Below are 14,718 nucleotides of genomic sequence, written 5' to 3'. Positions count from 1 at the left end.
CGGCCTACCGACCGTCGCTTCTCGGTAGCCGCGTGGAGGGAGATCGTCGCCAGATGCAGCGACCGACAATCGCCGACATCGCCCGGCGGGCCGGGGTCTCCAAGGGCGCCGTCTCGTTCGCGCTTAACGGCCGGCCCGGCGTCAGCGAGGCCACCCGGGCGCGCATCCTCCGCGTGGCTGAGGAGATCAACTGGCGTCCGCACAGCGCGGCGCGAGCCCTCGGCGGAGCCCGGGCCGACGCCGTCGGGCTGGTTATCGCGCGCCCCGCGCGGACCCTCGGCGTGGAGCCCTTCTTCGCCCGCCTCCTCTCCGGCCTGCAGGCGGAGTTCTCCAGCCAGTCGATCGCGCTACACCTGATGATCGTCGAGGACACCCAGGCGGAGATCGAGGTCTACCGGAGCTGGGTCTCCGAACGCCGGGTGGACGGTCTGGTACTGATCGACCTGAAGGTTCGTGACCCCCGCATCGCCGCGGTGGAGGAGCTCAAGATCCCGGCCGTCGTGGTCGGCGGGCCCGGCCGGCACGGGCGCGTCTCCTCGGTCTGGGCCGACGACCGAGCGGCGATGCTCTCGGCGGTGGAGTACCTCGCGGTGCTCGGCCACACCCGGATCGCCCACGTGTCGGGGCTACCTGAGTTTCAGCACACCCAGCGCCGTTCCCGAGCACTGCGGGACGCCGCCACCCGGCTAACGCTCCCCCGCGCCCGGTCACTGCACACCGACTTCAGCGACGCCCAGGGCGCGGCCGCGACGCGCAAGCTGCTCGCCGGAGCCGACCGCCCAACGGCGATCATCTACGACAGTGACCTGATGGCGGTCGCCGGGTTGGGCGTCGCACTGGAGATGGGGGTCACCGTCCCACACGAGTTATCGATCATCTCCTTCGACGACTCGGTGTTGGCCCAGCTCACCCACCCCTCCCTCACCGCGTTGTCCCGCGACACCTACCGCTTCGGCGTGCAGGCGGCCCAGACCATGATGGCGGTCCTGGCCAACCCCGCGAAGACGAAGAACCACAAGACCGAGACCCCCCGGTTGATCACGCGGGAGAGCACCTCGCCGACCCGCAACTAAGTACTCCCGGGTCGATGCTCGCGTGTCGAGTAATACTCGTGGTGTGAAATAAATCGGTTTAGCACCCCATCTGTGCCTGGCTATCCATATGGAGGACCTTTTGAACACCAATGCCCGTACGCAGAGCACCCGAAGGTTCCGCCTCGGCGCCAACTACGTACCGTCCGACGGCTGGTTCTACAGCTGGCTCGACTTCTCGGCTGACGCGGCCCGCCGCGACCTCGAGGACCTGGCGAGCATCGGCCTGGACCACGTACGCGTCTTCCCGATCTGGCCGTGGATCCAACCCAACCGCGCGCTCCTACGCCAACGGCCGATCGACGACCTGCTCTCGTTGATCGACGTAGCGGCGGAGTTCGACCTCGGGGTCTCGGTCGACCTACTCCAGGGGCATCTGTCCAGCTTCGACTTCCTGCCCTCCTGGGTGCTCACCTGGCACCAGAGCAGCATCTTCACCGACCGGGCGGCCCGCGACGGCATCAACGAGTACGTCCGGCGGCTCAGCACCGAGGTCGCGACGCGCCCCAACGTCTTCGCCATCACCCTCGGCAACGAGGTCAACAACCTCTGGCCGGCCAACCCCACCACCCCGGAGGCCTCCCACCAGTGGGCGGCGGAACTACTCGAGGTGGTCCGCACCGCGGCGCCCGACACGCTCCGCCTGCACTCCATCTTCGACGACGCGTGGTACGCCCCCGATCACCCCTTCCACCCCGCCGAGGCGGTCGAGCTGGGCGACCTGACCACGGTGCACTCCTGGGTGTTCAACGGCACCTCGCGCATCGACGGGCCGCTCGGACCGGCCACCACGTCACACGCCGACTACCTGCTGGAGCTCGCCGCCTCGAGCGCCCCGGACCCGACCCGCCCGGTGTGGCTGCAGGAGGTCGGGGTGCCCCGGCCGGACGTACCGGCGGAGCAGGCCGGCGAATTCGTCGCGCGCACCCTGGCGACGGTGGCCGCCAACCCGGCACTGTGGGGTGTCACCTGGTGGTCCTCGCACGACATCGATCGTCGCCTCTCCGACTTCCCGGACCGGGAATACGATCTGGGCCTGTTCACCGTGGACCACCGGCCGAAGCCGGCCGCGCTCGCCCTGGCCGAGTTCGCCCGCGACACCGCGGCCCACGCGGCAGCCCCGGCTCGACCAGCGCTGGTGGCGCCGATCAACCCGCTCCAGGAGCCCGCACGGCGGGCGGAGGTCGCGCCGGGAAGCGCGTTCCACCAGGAATGGGTGAAGGCCCGGCAGACCGAACCCACGGCGATCGTCACCCCGGACCGGGTGACCGACGAGGGCTACCTCGCCGCCCGCGGCCTCGGCCCGATCCGCTAACCGCTGACCCGACCGGCACGGGCCGGGTCAGCGCCACCGGCGGTTGCGTCCGTCGGCGCTGACCCGGCCGGCCGCTCAGGTACGACGCCAGGCGAGCAGGCCGAAGAGCAGCCCAGCCGCCCCCGCCACCGACACCATCCGGTGCCGGGATAGCCACGCCTGTGGACTGTGCCGCAGCGACCGATCGGTGAACGCGCCGTGCGCACCGAAGTCGTGGCCGCCCGGCCCATCGGCCGGCTGCCACAGGTTCACCGGCTGGTCCGGCCCGACCGGCTGGTCGGTCTGCTGCGAGTCGTAGCCCGTCCGGCCCAGGTAGCGATCCAGCAGCCCCGGTACCAGCCGGTTAGCCAGGATCGTCAGGACGGTGGGCGTACCCACCCAGTACGCCCGCCGCCCCGGCCGGGCGGCAGCGGCGACGATGGTGCGGGCGGCGACCTCCGGCTCGTAGATCGGCGGCACCGGCTGGGCGTGCCGCGGCAACCGGGACAGCAGCCACGAGAACTGCGGGGTGTTCATCGCCGGCAGGTGCACCATGGTGACCTTGACGTTGCTCTTGTCGTGCAACAACTCACAACGGAGCGACTCGGTGAACCCGACGATGGCGTGTTTAGCCCCACAGTAGGCGGCCTGCAGCGGAATCCCCCGGTACGCCAGCGCCGAGCCCACCTGCACGATCGCGCCCCGGTCCCGCGGGATCATGTGATCCAGGGCCACCCGGGTGCCGTAGACGTAGCCGAGGTAGGCGACCTCGGTGGTCCGGCGGAACTCCTCGGGCCGGATCTGCTGGAAGGGCGCGAAGACCGAGCTGAACGCCACGTTGATCCACACGTCGATCGGCCCCAGCTCGTCCTCGACCCGCTGGCCGGCGGCGGCGACCTGGTGGTAGTCGGCCATGTCGACCTCGATCGGCACGGCGTGGCCGCCGGCGGCGCGGACATCGTCGGCCGCGGCGTCGAGACCGGCACGACCGCGGGCCAACAGGGCGATCGTGACCCCCGGGCGCGCCAGCTGCCGCACGGTGGCCCGCCCGACCCCGCCGCTGGCACCCGTGACCACCGCCACCTGAATCTCCCGCCGCCCGTGCCCCATCCGCGCCACCTCCCGTAACGGGTTGACCCTGCTTCGGTTCCACACCTCGGCACGCTGTCTACCCGGGGCGTTTCGAGTTAGTCGAGCCGGCTCGCGAGCCGCCGGGGTGGGAGCCGGCTGCCCGGCCGCCACGGGTGTCGGAGACCGCCGGATCGGGTACGGGGGGCGGGGAGGTGCTGCCGTGGCCCGCAACAAACGTACGAACAGCCCCGAAGCGCGCCACCTGGACTCGCCGAACGTGCTCCGGGAGTACGCGCTACTCGCCGACGGGCAGCGGGCGGCGTTGGTCGGCCCGAACGGGAACATCGTCTGGCTCTGCGCCCCCCGGTGGGCCGACCCGCCGCTGTTCAGCGGCCTCCTCGGTGGCCGGGGCAGCTACCTGGTGACCCCGACGGAGCGGCGCTTCGTCTGGGGCGGCCAGTACGAGCCCGACTCGCTGATCTGGATCAACAGATGGGTGACCACCGACGGAATCATCGAAACCCGGGAGGCCCTGGCCTTCCCCGGCGACGCCCAACGGGTGGTCCTGCTCCGCCAGATACGCGCGGTGGACCAGGAAGCGAAGGTCCGGGTACGGCTCGCCCCCCGGGCGAACTTCGGTCGAGAGCCGCTCCGCCAGGTACGGCAGGACGGGGGGCTGTGGCACGCTCGCTCCGGTGACCTGCACCTCCGCCACACCTGCGGCCACCCCCTCAAACCCAGCGCCGAGGGGCCACTCGACGGCGAGCTGCGGGTGCCCGCCGGTGGGCAGGTTGACCTGGTGCTGGAGATCGCCACCCAGCCCCTGGAGGGGAAGCCACCCGACGCCGCGGAGCTGTGGCGGATCACCGAGAAGTCCTGGCAGGACGTGCTGCGCCCGCTGTCCCGCGGCACCGCGGGACGGGATGCGATCTTCGCCTACACGGTGCTGCGCGGGCTGACCCAGCCCGGCGGCGGGATGGTCGCCGCGGTGACCACGGGGCTGCCGGAGCGCGCGCTCGCCGGACGCAACTACGACTACCGCTACGCCTGGATCCGCGACCAGTCGTTCGCCGGACAGGCCGCCGCCCTGATCGGTCGGCACGACCTCCTCGATGACGCGGTGCGGTTCCTCACCGACCGGGTCCTCGCCGACGGTGATCGGCTCGCTCCCGCTTACACCATCGATGGTGGCACCGTACCGTCGGAAGAGGAGCTGACCTTCCTACCCGGATATCCGGGGGCCAAGGCCCGAACCGGTAACTGGGTTGGCGGGCAGTTCCAACTGGACGCCTACGGTGACGTGCTGCTGGTCCTGGCGGCCGCCGCCGAACGGGGACGGCTGGAGGCCACCTCCTGGCATGCGCTAACCGTCGCTGCCCAGGCCATCGAGAAGCGTTGGCGGTCGCCCGACTCGGGCATCTGGGAGCTCCCGGCCCAGCAGTGGACCCACTCGAAGCTGACCTGTGTGGCCGGGTTGCGCGCGGCGGCCCGGATCGCGCCGGGCGGCCTGGCCGGCCGCTGGGCCTCCCTCGCCGACACGATTCTCGCCGACACCACGACGCATGCGCTGCACCCCTCCGGGCGCTGGCAGCGCGCCTACGACGACCCCCGCGTCGACTCGGCGTTGCTGCTGCCGGGAATCCGTGGCGCGCTCCCCGAAGGCGATCCCCGGACCGAGGCGACCCGTCGGGCCGTGCTGACCGAACTCCAGAAGGACGGCTACCTGTACCGGTTTCGACCCGACCGCCGCCCGCTGGGGGACGCCGAGGGGGCCTTCCTGCTCTGCGGTTTCGCCGCGGCACTCGCCGAGTGGCAGGCCGGCGACGCCGTCGCCGCGAACCGGTGGTTCGAACGCAACCGGGCGGGGTGCGGCCCACCGGGCCTCTTCACCGAGGAGCTCGACGTGGCGCAGCGGCAGCTACGGGGCAACCTACCGCAGGCCTTCGTGCACGCGCTGATGCTCGAAACCGCCGTACGCCTCGGCCACGCCGCTCCCTGCGCCGACTGATGCCGGGACCACCGAGGTTCGCGGTGCGCCCCACGAAAGGTTGCCGGGTTGCGCCGCTGGAGGAGCTCAGTTGTCCAGCCGTACGGTGACCCAAACCCGGCCCCGGTCGTCGCGGGTGGAAACCGCGTGACCCCGTCCGCGTCACCGTCGGCCGGCGCCCGCCCGGCTCGCGGCGGCACCGTCGTGGATGGTCCACCCGGTGGCGATGGCGGCGTCAGTCAACGCGACCCGACGCCATCGCCGGTCAGCGATGAGCGCCACCGCGGTCAGCGCGTGCAGCCCGTCGGCGACCGCGCCGAGCCGGAACGCCTCCGGCGTCGGCCACCGGAGCAGCACCGCGGCCTGCACCAGGTGCCGGACTCCGAGCACCCGCAGGATCGCCGACGGGGTCGAACCCGGTTGGCCGCCCATCACCCGCAGCACCCGGTCGGGCGCGGCCAGGAGCAGCCCGCCCCACACCAACCGGGTCAGCTCCCCCGCCGCCGTCGGGGTCAGCTCCCCCCGGCCCGCGATCCGGGCAGGCGCCTGTTTCGCCATCATCGCTTCCGCCCTCCATCCGATGCCGAACCCGCCTCACCAGAGTCGCCGTGGCCGTGACCTTCCCCACCACCGTGCCTTCGACTCGACCAGGGCGACCACCGGCGCGAGTACGGCCAGGCCGACCAGCCCGACCGCGGCCAGCCGCGCCCGCCGGGACGGCGACTGCGGCCGGCGCCCCCAGCGCTGTTCCGGCCGGGGCAGCACCGACTCACCGTGCAACCCGGCACGCAGTAGCTCGGCCAGGTGAATCGCCGTGCGACCGCCGGACGCGCTCTGTTCGACCTGGGTGCGGCAGCTGAACCCGTCGGCGAGAATCACATCGGTGTCGCTGGCGTCCCGAACGGCCGGCAGGAGCACCCGTTCGGCGCAGGCCTCGGAGACCTCGTAGTGCCCTTGCTCGAAGCCGAAGTTGCCGGCGAGGCCGCAGCAGCCCGAATCGAGAAAGTCGGCTCGCACCCCAGCGGCGGTGAGCACCGCCTGGTCGGCGGCGGTACCCAGGACGGCGTGCTGGTGGCAGTGGGTCTGGATCAGCGCGTGCGCCGGCAGCCGCGGCGGCTGCCAGCCGGGGCTGTGCTCCTGCAGAAGTTCGGCCAGGGTGACCGTCTGCTGGCGGAGCCGGATGACATCCTCGTCGTCCGGGAAGAGCTCGTAGGCGTCGCTACGGAAGACGGCCGTACAGCTCGGTTCCAGACCAACCACCCGGGTACCCGCCCGCAGGTGGGGCCGGAGGGCAGCGACCGTACGCCGCAGTACCCGCTTGGCGACGCCGAGTTGACCGGTGGAGAGCCAGGTCAACCCGCAGCACACCGGCCCCTCCGGCACCCGGACCCGCCATCCGGCGGACTCCAGCACCTCCACGGCGGCCTGGGCCACCCCGGGATGGAGCCGGTTGGTGAAGGTGTCCGGCCAGAGCAGCACCTCGCCGCGGTGGCCGTCCCCGGTCGGGGTCCGGTGCGCGAACCACCGCTGGAAACTCTCCGCGGCGAAGGTCGGGATGTCGCGCCGCTGGTCGATGCCGCCCGCCGCCTTCGCCAGCCGGCCCAGACCGGGCGCGTGGGTGAGGGCGTTCACCACCCCCGGCACGGTTCCGGCCACCGCCGCCAGCACCGGCAGCCACCCCATCGAATAGTGCGCGCGGGGACGGAGGCGCCCGGCGTAGTGGTGGGACAGGAACTCCGCCTTGTAGGTCGCCATGTCCACGTTCACCGGACAGTCCGCCTTGCAGCCCTTGCAGGCCAGGCAGAGGTCGAGGGCGTCGCGGACGGCGGTGGAGCGCCACCCGTCCTCGATGCTGCCGCCCCGGGCGCCGCCGTCGAGCATCTCGAAGAGCAGCCGGGAGCGACCCCGCGTGGAGTGCTCCTCCTCCCGCGTGACCATGTAGGAGGGGCACATCACCGCACCGTCGTGCCGGCGGCACTGGCCCACCCCGACGCAGCGAAGCACGGCGTTGGCGAAACTACCCTCGTCGTTGGGGTAGGCGAAGGTGGTCCGCACCGGGCCGTGGTCATAGTCGACGCCCAACCGCAGGTGGCTGTCGAGCGGGTAGGGCGACACGGTCTTGCCCGGATTCATCCGGTCGTCCGGGTCAAAAATCGCCTTGAGCTGGCCGAACGCCCGCATCAGCCGGCCACCGTACATCTTCGGCAGCAGCTCGCCCCGGGCCTGGCCGTCCCCGTGCTCACCGGAGCAGGATCCTCCGTAGGAGGTGACCAGGTCAGCCGCCCGCTCCAGGAACGATCGGAACCGCCGCACCCCGTCGGGGGTGTTCAACTCGAACGGAATGCGGGTGTGCACACACCCCTGCCCGAAGTGGCCGTACAGTGACGCCTGGTCCAGGCCGTACTCCTCGAGGAGCTGTCGCAGGTCCCGCAGGTAGTCGCCGAGCTTCTCCGGGGCGACGGCCGAATCCTCCCAGCCCGGCCAGGTGCGCTCGGAGCCCCGTACCTGTGCGGTCGCTCCCAAGGACGACTCCCGAACCTGCCACATCTGCCGCTCGTGGGCCGGGTCGTTGAATTCGTGCACGGTTCCCGCACCGCCACCACGGACGGCGGCGATCAGTCGGCTGGCGGCGGCACGGGCCTGTCCTGGCGTCTCCCCGCCCATCTGGATCATCAACCAGGCGCCGCCCTCGGGGATTTCCCGAAGCCCCGCGGGCCGTTCGCGTCTGCGCCGCTCGTCGTCGACCAGCCGATGGTCGATCCCCTCCAGGGTGACCGGTTTGTGCGCCAGCACCCGCATGACGTCGTCACCCGCTGCGGCGATGTCCGGATAGTTGACAAAGACCAGGGCGGACGCCTTCACCACGGGCACCAACCGCAACCGCGCCCGCAGAATGGTGACCAGCGTGCCCTCGGAGCCGACCAGGGTCTGCGCGACGTGGAAGCCCTTCTCCGGCAGGAGGCTGTCGAGGTTGTACCCGGAGACCCGGCGCGGAATGTGTGGGTAGCGGGTACGGATGTCGGCGAGGTACTCCTCGCGCAGCGCCCGCAGCTGCCGGTAGATCTCGGCCGGTCGGCCACCACGGAGCTGGATCTCGGCGTACTGCTCGTCGCTGGTCTCCCCCACCCAGATCCGGGTGCCGTCGTAGAGCAGTACCTCCAGCTCGACGACGTTGTCGACCACCTTGCCGGTCCGCTGGGCGGTTGCGCCGCAGGAGTTGTTGCCGAGCATGCCGCCCAGCGTGCAGCGGCTGTGGGTGGACGGGCGGGGGCCGTACTCCAGCCCGGTCGGCGCGAGTTGGGCGTTGAGTGAGTCCAGCACGATGCCGGGCTCCACCAGGCAGGTCCGCGCCTGCGGATCGACTTCCAGCAGGAGGTTGCAGTACTTCGACCAGTCCAGCACGACCGCGGTGTTGGTGCACTGTCCGGCCAGGCTGGTGCCACCGCCTCGGGAGACCAGCGGCGCCCGGTGCCGACGGCACACCGCGACCGCCGCCACCCCCGCCTCGATCGTCCGGGGCAGGACCACCCCGAGCGGCACCTGCCGGTAGTTGGAGGAGTCGGTGGAGTAGGCGGCCCGGGAACCGGCATCGAACCGGACCTCACCGTCCACCTCCGCCCGGAGGTCGGCGGCGAGGGCGGCCAGGTCGACCTCCAGCGCCGGTCCGGGTGCGCGCACGACCGGTTGGGGCAGCATGACCTCACTCACGGCCGCCGCTCCCGCCGCACGTGAACTCGCCGCTCCCCTACCCCCCACACCACGCTCCCGCCCGATTCATACCACTAGTCCCTGTCCTACCGACTTGACGTAAATCTCGGGCCGGGTACCCGCGCCGCGCGCCGATAAACCCCTCCCGGCGTTCTCCGATCAGCCGGGGGGGGGGAGCCCGGGAGTGTGGCGTTTTCCGTGTTTGGCCGTTGGGTGTGATCGAGGTTGTTAGATGGTGATCCGGTCGCCGTAGGCGAGGATCAGGGCGTTGAGGGCCTTGGCCCAACCGTAGACCCGGCCGGTGATACTGCCGCCGCCCTTACGTTTCTGCTGGACGACGAGATAGAGCACCTTCATCGCGGCCTGCTCGGTCGGGAAGTGCCCCCGCCGGCGGGCGGCCTGCCGGAACCGGGCGTTCAGGCTCTCGATGATGTTGGTGGTGTAGAGGACCTTGCGGACCTCGTGGTCGTAGTCCAAGAACGGCACGAACTGCGGCCAGGAGGTGCGCCAGAGCCGGATCACGGCCGGGTAGCGGTCGCCGAACTCGACGGCGAACGCCTCGAACCGGGCCTCAGCGGCCGCGACGGTCGGGGCGGTGTAGATCTCCCGCAACGCCGGGGTGATCTTCTGCCAGTCCTTTCGATTCGTGTACCGCAGTGACGCCCGTACGAGGTGCACGACGCATTGCTGGTGCACCGCCTGCGGCCAGACCTGCTCAATGGCGTCGGTCATGCCCTTGAGGCCGTCGGAGCAGACCATGAACACGTCGGCGACACCCCGGTTACGTAGCTCGGTGAGGTAGCCGGCCCACTGCTTGGCGCCCTCACCGCCGGTGCCGGCCCACATACCCAGAACGTCGCGTTCCCCGTCGAGGCTGATTCCGACCACGACGTAGACGGGCCGGTTCGCGACCTGCCCCTGGCGAATCTTCATCACGAGGGCGTCGATGAACACCACCGGATAGACCCGGTCCAGGGGCCGTTGCCGCCACGCTTCCATCTCCTCCAGCACGCTGTCGGTGACCCGGCTGATCAACTCCCGGGACACGTCGGCGTCATACACATCCGCCAGATGCGCGGAGATCTCCCCGGTCGTCAGGCCTTTGGCATACAGCGACAGGATCGCCTCGTTGAACCCGTCCAACCTGCGGACGTGCTTCGGGACGATCCGCGGGGCGAACGACCCCGCCCGGTCCCGAGGGACCTGGATCCGTACCGGCCCGACCTCGGTCCGCACCGTCTTCGCCCCATGCCCGTTACGCACGTTGGCCCGCCGGCCCGACGCCTCGTCGACGCCGACCTCGTCGAGGTGGGCATCCAGTTCGGCGTCGAGCGCTGATTCAAGGACGGTGCGGGTGATCCCCGCGAGGAGCCCACCCGGACCGACCAACGACACTCCATCGGCCTTGGCCCGCTCAACCAGCTGCTGCGCGAACTCCACCTCCGCCGCCGACGGCTGCGGAAGCTGAACAACGCTCTTCTTGTCTGCCATGACGTGGTCCTTCCTGGACAGGATCAACGTCCTGTCCAACGGACCACACCCAGGTCAAACACGGAAATCTACGCAGTCCCGGGAGCCCACGGGGACTCAAGGTCAACCGGGAGTTGGGGTTCCGCTGCTGGTCCCGGCAGGACCAGCAGCGAAAGGCCAGGGTGTTCTAGTACCGGTGGCCGGTGGGCCGACGCGTGCGGGCGAGGTGGATGAGGGCGGCGCCGCTGAGGATGAGCAGGGCTGCCACACCGAACGCGGTGGGCAGGTTGGGACCGGTAGTGGGCAGTTCGGAAAGCTCGGCGATGGTGATGGTGATGGCCGCGGACTGACTGTTGGGGCAGGCGCTGGTGGTGCTGGTGTAGTCGGCGGTGAGGGTGTTGGCGCCGATCGGGAGCCGGGTGGTGTGGGTGGCGGTGTTGGTGCTGTCCAGCGGCACGGTGGCGAGGTCGGTGTTGTCGCTGCGGAAGGTGACACTGCCGGCCGGGTCTCCGGCGTCGCAGGTGACCATGGCGGTCAGCGTGACGTCCTGATCCGCGGTCGGGTCCGGCGGCGAGACCTGCAAGACCGTGGCCGAGGCCGCCTGGAGGGTGGGCAGGGCCAGATTGTGGTCGTTGCCGACGGCGATCATCTCCAGCGTGGTGCCGGTGGGCAGACTGACCGCCACCGGGGTGGCGCTGTCGGTGGTGGTCCCGTCCCCCAGGTGCCCCTGCGAGTTGAGGCCCCAGGCCAGGGCGCTGCCGTCACCGGCTATCGCCACGTTGTGGTCGCTGTCGCCGCTGGCGATGGCGGTGAGCCGCATGCCGATCGGAAGAATGACCGAGACCGGTTCGCTGCTGTCGGAGGTGGCGCCGTTCCCCAACTGCCCCCGCTGGTTGCCACCCCAGGCGAGGGCGGTTCCCTCGGAGGTCAACACCGCACTGTGCGTACGACCGGCGGCGACGGCGGTGGCCTCGGTGCCGACGGACAGGGCGACGGTGACGGGTACGAGGCGGCCCGTGGTGGTGCCGTCGCCGAGTTGACCACGGGAATTGCTGCCCCAGGCCAGGGCGGTGCCGTCGACGGTCAACGCCAGGCTGTGGTCGCCTCCGCCGGCGATGGCGGTGACCGTGGGGCCGGCCGGCAGCGCAACGGCGACCGGGACGCTGCGTGCGGACCTGGTTCCGTCGCCCAGCTGGCCTTCGCTGTTCGCCCCCCAGGCGAGCAGGGCCGCCGGCCCGGTCGCGGTCAGGACCAGGTTGTGGTCCCGGCCCGCGGAGACCGCGGCGACCACGGTACCCGCCGGCAGGCGCACCGTGACGGGGGCGCTGCTGCTGGTAACCGTGCCGTTGCCGAGCTGGCCGGAGTTGTTGGCACCCCAGGCGAGCAGCGAGCCGGTGGAGGTCAACGCCACACTGTGGTTGGCACCGACGGCGACGGCGACGACCCGGATACCCGCGGGCAGGCGCACCGGGACGGGCTCGCTGCTGCTGACGGTGGTCCCGTTACCAAGCTGGCCGTCGTCGTTGCTGCCCCAGGCGAGGATGGTGCCAGCGGAGGTCAAGGCCAGACTGTGGCGTTCACCGGCGGCGACGGCGGCGACCGCGGTATCCGCGGGCAGGCGCACCGCGAGCGGCTCACTGCTGTTGTCCGTGGTCCCGTCGCCCAGCTGCCCCCCGGCGTTCCCACCCCAGGCGAAGATCGCGTCGGAGCTGGCGGAGGTCGAGATGAGTTGGTGTTGCGCCGATCCGGGTTGGTGGTGCGCCGACGCGGACGTTCCGCCGATCACCGGCGAGAACGCCACCACCAGCGCGAGGGAGAACCAACCGGCGCCCGCACGTCGCACCGGCTGCACTCCGCCGCCCCGGCCACGCCGCTGGCAGAATCCCTGCATCGCACCCACCTCCGAGCGGACAGTCCTCCACTAATAGGACAGAAGTCATTATTAGCGGCCTTTACCGGATCGATGCGCAGAAACGCCCACTACATGACCCTGGTCGATCCGCTGATCGAAATCCCAGCCCAGCGGTGTTCCATGGCCGAAACCAGCTCGCCCGCCGAACCTGGACCACCCCGCCAGCAGCTGAGGACCCCAGGGATGACACCGAGGGGCGGCATGCGGATTGTCGGACCAAAGTACGGCTGGAGTTAACAGTGGGTTGGGCAACCGGCCGCCGGCAGCGCCTAGCATCTGCGTCGTTTGAGCATTACAAACCTTCGGAGGTTGATTCATGCTTCGCCGGTTGTCGGTGGCCCTGGGCCTGGGCCTGGTGGCGACGATGCTGCTGGGTGCAGCAGCACCCGCCTGGGGGGCTGGCAGTAGCTGCCCACTAGCACAGGCGCACGCGCACAACGACTATGAGCATGAGCGGCCACTGCTGGACGCTCTTGATCACGGTTTCACCAGCGTCGAGGCCGACATCTACCTGGTCGGCGACGAACTGCTGGTCGGTCACGATTTCTGGGACCTGCGACCGGGCCGGACCTTGCAGAGTCTTTACCTGGACCCGCTCGCGGCCCGGGTGGCCAGCAACAACGGCCAGGTGTATCCGGGTAGCCCGCAGCCGCTGCAATTGCTGGTCGACATCAAGAACAGCGGTACGAAGACGTACACCGAACTCGACCAGGTCCTGCAGTCGTACCGAGAGATGCTCACCCGGTACGACTTCGGCCAGGTCCACACCAGCGCGGTGACGGTCGTGATCAGCGGGGACCGGCCCCGGGACCTGATGGAAGACCAGTCAGTTCGGTATGCCTTCTACGACGGCCGGATGTCCGATCTCGACACCGGTGCCACTTCGGCGTTCATGCCGCTGATCAGCGACAACTGGAACAGTCTTTTCACCTGGCAGGGAGTCGGTCCGATGCCGACCGAGCAACAAACCCAGCTGCGCGACATCATCGACGTCGCGCACCAGAACGGGCAGCGGGTGCGCTTTTGGGCCACCCCTGACGAGCCCGGAGCGCAACGAGAGGCCGTCTGGCACGAGCTGCGCGCGGCCGGGGTGGACCACATCAATACCGACGACCTGGCTGGCTTGGAGAACTTCCTACGTGAGCCGACCCGGTGACGACCGCACCACGCTGACGCGAAGTTCCGACCAGTAAGGGCGGCTCCGTGACGGGCGCGCACCTACCTGCCCACGTCCCTACGCGTCAACACGGAAGATCTCGGACCTGGTCAACGGCTGATCTTGGTTGTTGAGGTGATCAGTCGTTGACCAGGGCGAGCCGATCCTCGAAGGCGGCCTAATAAGTTAGGCCGGTAGGGGCAAGGAACGTACGGGCACCGCGAAGCTGGGTGGTCAATTTTGACTGGGTTTCGGTGCAGTCGAGGCGGACCCGGATCGGACCAGGAACGGTGGTGTCGGCCCGGCGGCCGGCGGGCAGGACCGTCTCGTCGAGACCGTCACGGCGGGCGATGAGCAGGCCGAGTTCGTAGCGGCTGACCGCGTCGGCGCCAGCGACGTGGTGGATTCCGGCGTAATCGGAATTGGCCAGTTCCAGCAGCGCCGCGGCCAAGTCCGTGACGTAGATCGGGCAGCGCCGTTCGTCGGTGAAGAGAACACCACGGGTGGGATCGGCGGCGAGGGTGTGCACCAACCGCTCCTGGCGAGAGCTACCACCGGCTCCAACGATCAACGAGGTGCGAGCGATGACGGCACTCGGAGCCAGGCCCCTGGTCGCCGTCTCGACCGCCGCCTTGGCCGCACCGTACGCGCTGATCGGGTCGGGGCTGTCCGTCTCGTCGTAACGTTCCGCCGTGCCGGAGAAGACAGCGTCACTGGAGACCTGCACCAGGCGAGCCCCATTGGCGGCGGCTGCGGCAGCCACGTGCATGCCGCCGTCGGCGGTGGTGACCCAGTCGTCCTGCTGGTACGCCGCGTTGATGATCGCATCGGGTCGGAGCTGGTGCACCAGGGCGGCGACCTCGTCGCGGCGTCGGATGTCGAGCTTGCACCAGCGCACCCCCGCTACCGCCGCCACCTGACGGTGGAAGGTCGCCGCCACCTGACGTCCGGTCCGCCGCGCCTGGCGAACGATTTCTCGGCCCAGCAGCCCACTACCACCCACTACGAGAAGGTCCATGGGCCGTAATG

9 protein-coding genes and 1 pseudogene are annotated in these 14,718 nt (G+C 70.2%); 4 read left to right on the top strand and 6 right to left on the bottom strand.

Translation table 11 applies throughout. The annotated features are described in order from the left end of the window. The first annotated feature begins 53 nt into the window (after nt 1–53). Together SALPAC2_RS0122270 and SALPAC2_RS0122265 are read left to right on the top strand one after the other, a co-directional pair. Nucleotides 54–1,073: a LacI family DNA-binding transcriptional regulator gene (locus SALPAC2_RS0122270; protein WP_018218833.1), complete on the top strand. Its 1,020-nt coding sequence runs from the start codon at nt 54–56 to the stop codon at nt 1,071–1,073. Nucleotides 1,074–1,173: 100 nt separating this feature from the next. Further along, complete coding sequence (locus tag SALPAC2_RS0122265; RefSeq protein WP_026185022.1) at nt 1,174–2,406, top strand: glycoside hydrolase 5 family protein; 1,233 nt, start codon at nt 1,174–1,176, stop codon at nt 2,404–2,406. A gap of 75 nt (nt 2,407–2,481) precedes the next feature. Here SALPAC2_RS0122265 and SALPAC2_RS0122260 read toward each other — a convergent pair whose 3' ends face one another. Then, a complete protein-coding gene (locus SALPAC2_RS0122260; RefSeq protein ID WP_018218831.1) occupies nt 2,482–3,495 on the bottom strand; it encodes an SDR family oxidoreductase in 1,014 nt (337 codons plus the stop codon). A gap of 181 nt (nt 3,496–3,676) precedes the next feature. Between SALPAC2_RS0122260 and SALPAC2_RS0122255 the strand changes: the two genes are divergently transcribed. Further along, nucleotides 3,677–5,464, top strand: a complete 1,788-nt coding sequence (locus SALPAC2_RS0122255; RefSeq protein WP_018218830.1) for a glycoside hydrolase family 15 protein — start codon at nt 3,677–3,679, stop codon at nt 5,462–5,464. A 141-nt stretch (nt 5,465–5,605) separates the two neighbouring features. Here SALPAC2_RS0122255 and SALPAC2_RS0122250 read toward each other — a convergent pair whose 3' ends face one another. The 4 genes from SALPAC2_RS0122250 to SALPAC2_RS0122235 all read right to left on the bottom strand — a co-directional run bounded on the left by SALPAC2_RS0122250 (nt 5,606) and on the right by SALPAC2_RS0122235 (nt 12,512). Then, on the bottom strand, nt 5,606–6,004 hold the full coding sequence (locus tag SALPAC2_RS0122250) for a hypothetical protein (protein ID WP_018218829.1): 399 nt from the start codon (nt 6,002–6,004) through the stop codon (nt 5,606–5,608). Nucleotides 6,005–6,037: 33 nt separating this feature from the next. Beyond that, nucleotides 6,038–9,139 (bottom strand): FAD-binding and (Fe-S)-binding domain-containing protein, encoded by a 3,102-nt coding sequence (locus SALPAC2_RS0122245; protein WP_188115895.1) that lies wholly within the window; start codon nt 9,137–9,139, stop codon nt 6,038–6,040. Between the two features lie 240 nt (nt 9,140–9,379). Continuing rightward, nucleotides 9,380–10,642, bottom strand: coding sequence for an IS256 family transposase (locus tag SALPAC2_RS0122240; protein WP_018215093.1), 1,263 nt, complete (start codon nt 10,640–10,642; stop codon nt 9,380–9,382). 166 nt (nt 10,643–10,808) lie between these two features. Then, nucleotides 10,809–12,512 (bottom strand): RCC1 domain-containing protein, encoded by a 1,704-nt coding sequence (locus SALPAC2_RS0122235; protein ID WP_018218827.1) that lies wholly within the window; start codon nt 12,510–12,512, stop codon nt 10,809–10,811. Between the two features lie 337 nt (nt 12,513–12,849). On the opposite strand from SALPAC2_RS0122235, the gene SALPAC2_RS0122230 reads away from it, so the two are divergent. After that, nucleotides 12,850–13,689 carry a phosphatidylinositol-specific phospholipase C/glycerophosphodiester phosphodiesterase family protein gene (locus SALPAC2_RS0122230; RefSeq protein WP_018218826.1) on the top strand — a complete coding sequence of 280 codons (840 nt, stop codon included), beginning with the start codon at nt 12,850–12,852 and terminating at the stop codon, nt 13,687–13,689. 187 nt (nt 13,690–13,876) lie between these two features. Here SALPAC2_RS0122230 and SALPAC2_RS0122225 read toward each other — a convergent pair. Then, a pseudogene (locus SALPAC2_RS0122225) lies at nt 13,877–14,707 on the bottom strand (SDR family oxidoreductase); the annotation flags it as partial. Nucleotides 14,708–14,718: the final 11 nt, after the last annotated feature.

The sequence above is a fragment of the Salinispora vitiensis genome, assembly GCF_000378825.1.
GTDB lineage: Bacteria > Actinomycetota > Actinomycetes > Mycobacteriales > Micromonosporaceae > Micromonospora > Micromonospora vitiensis.
Note: the sequence above shows the minus strand (reverse complement) of the source record. Positions and strands in the feature narration are given on the sequence as shown.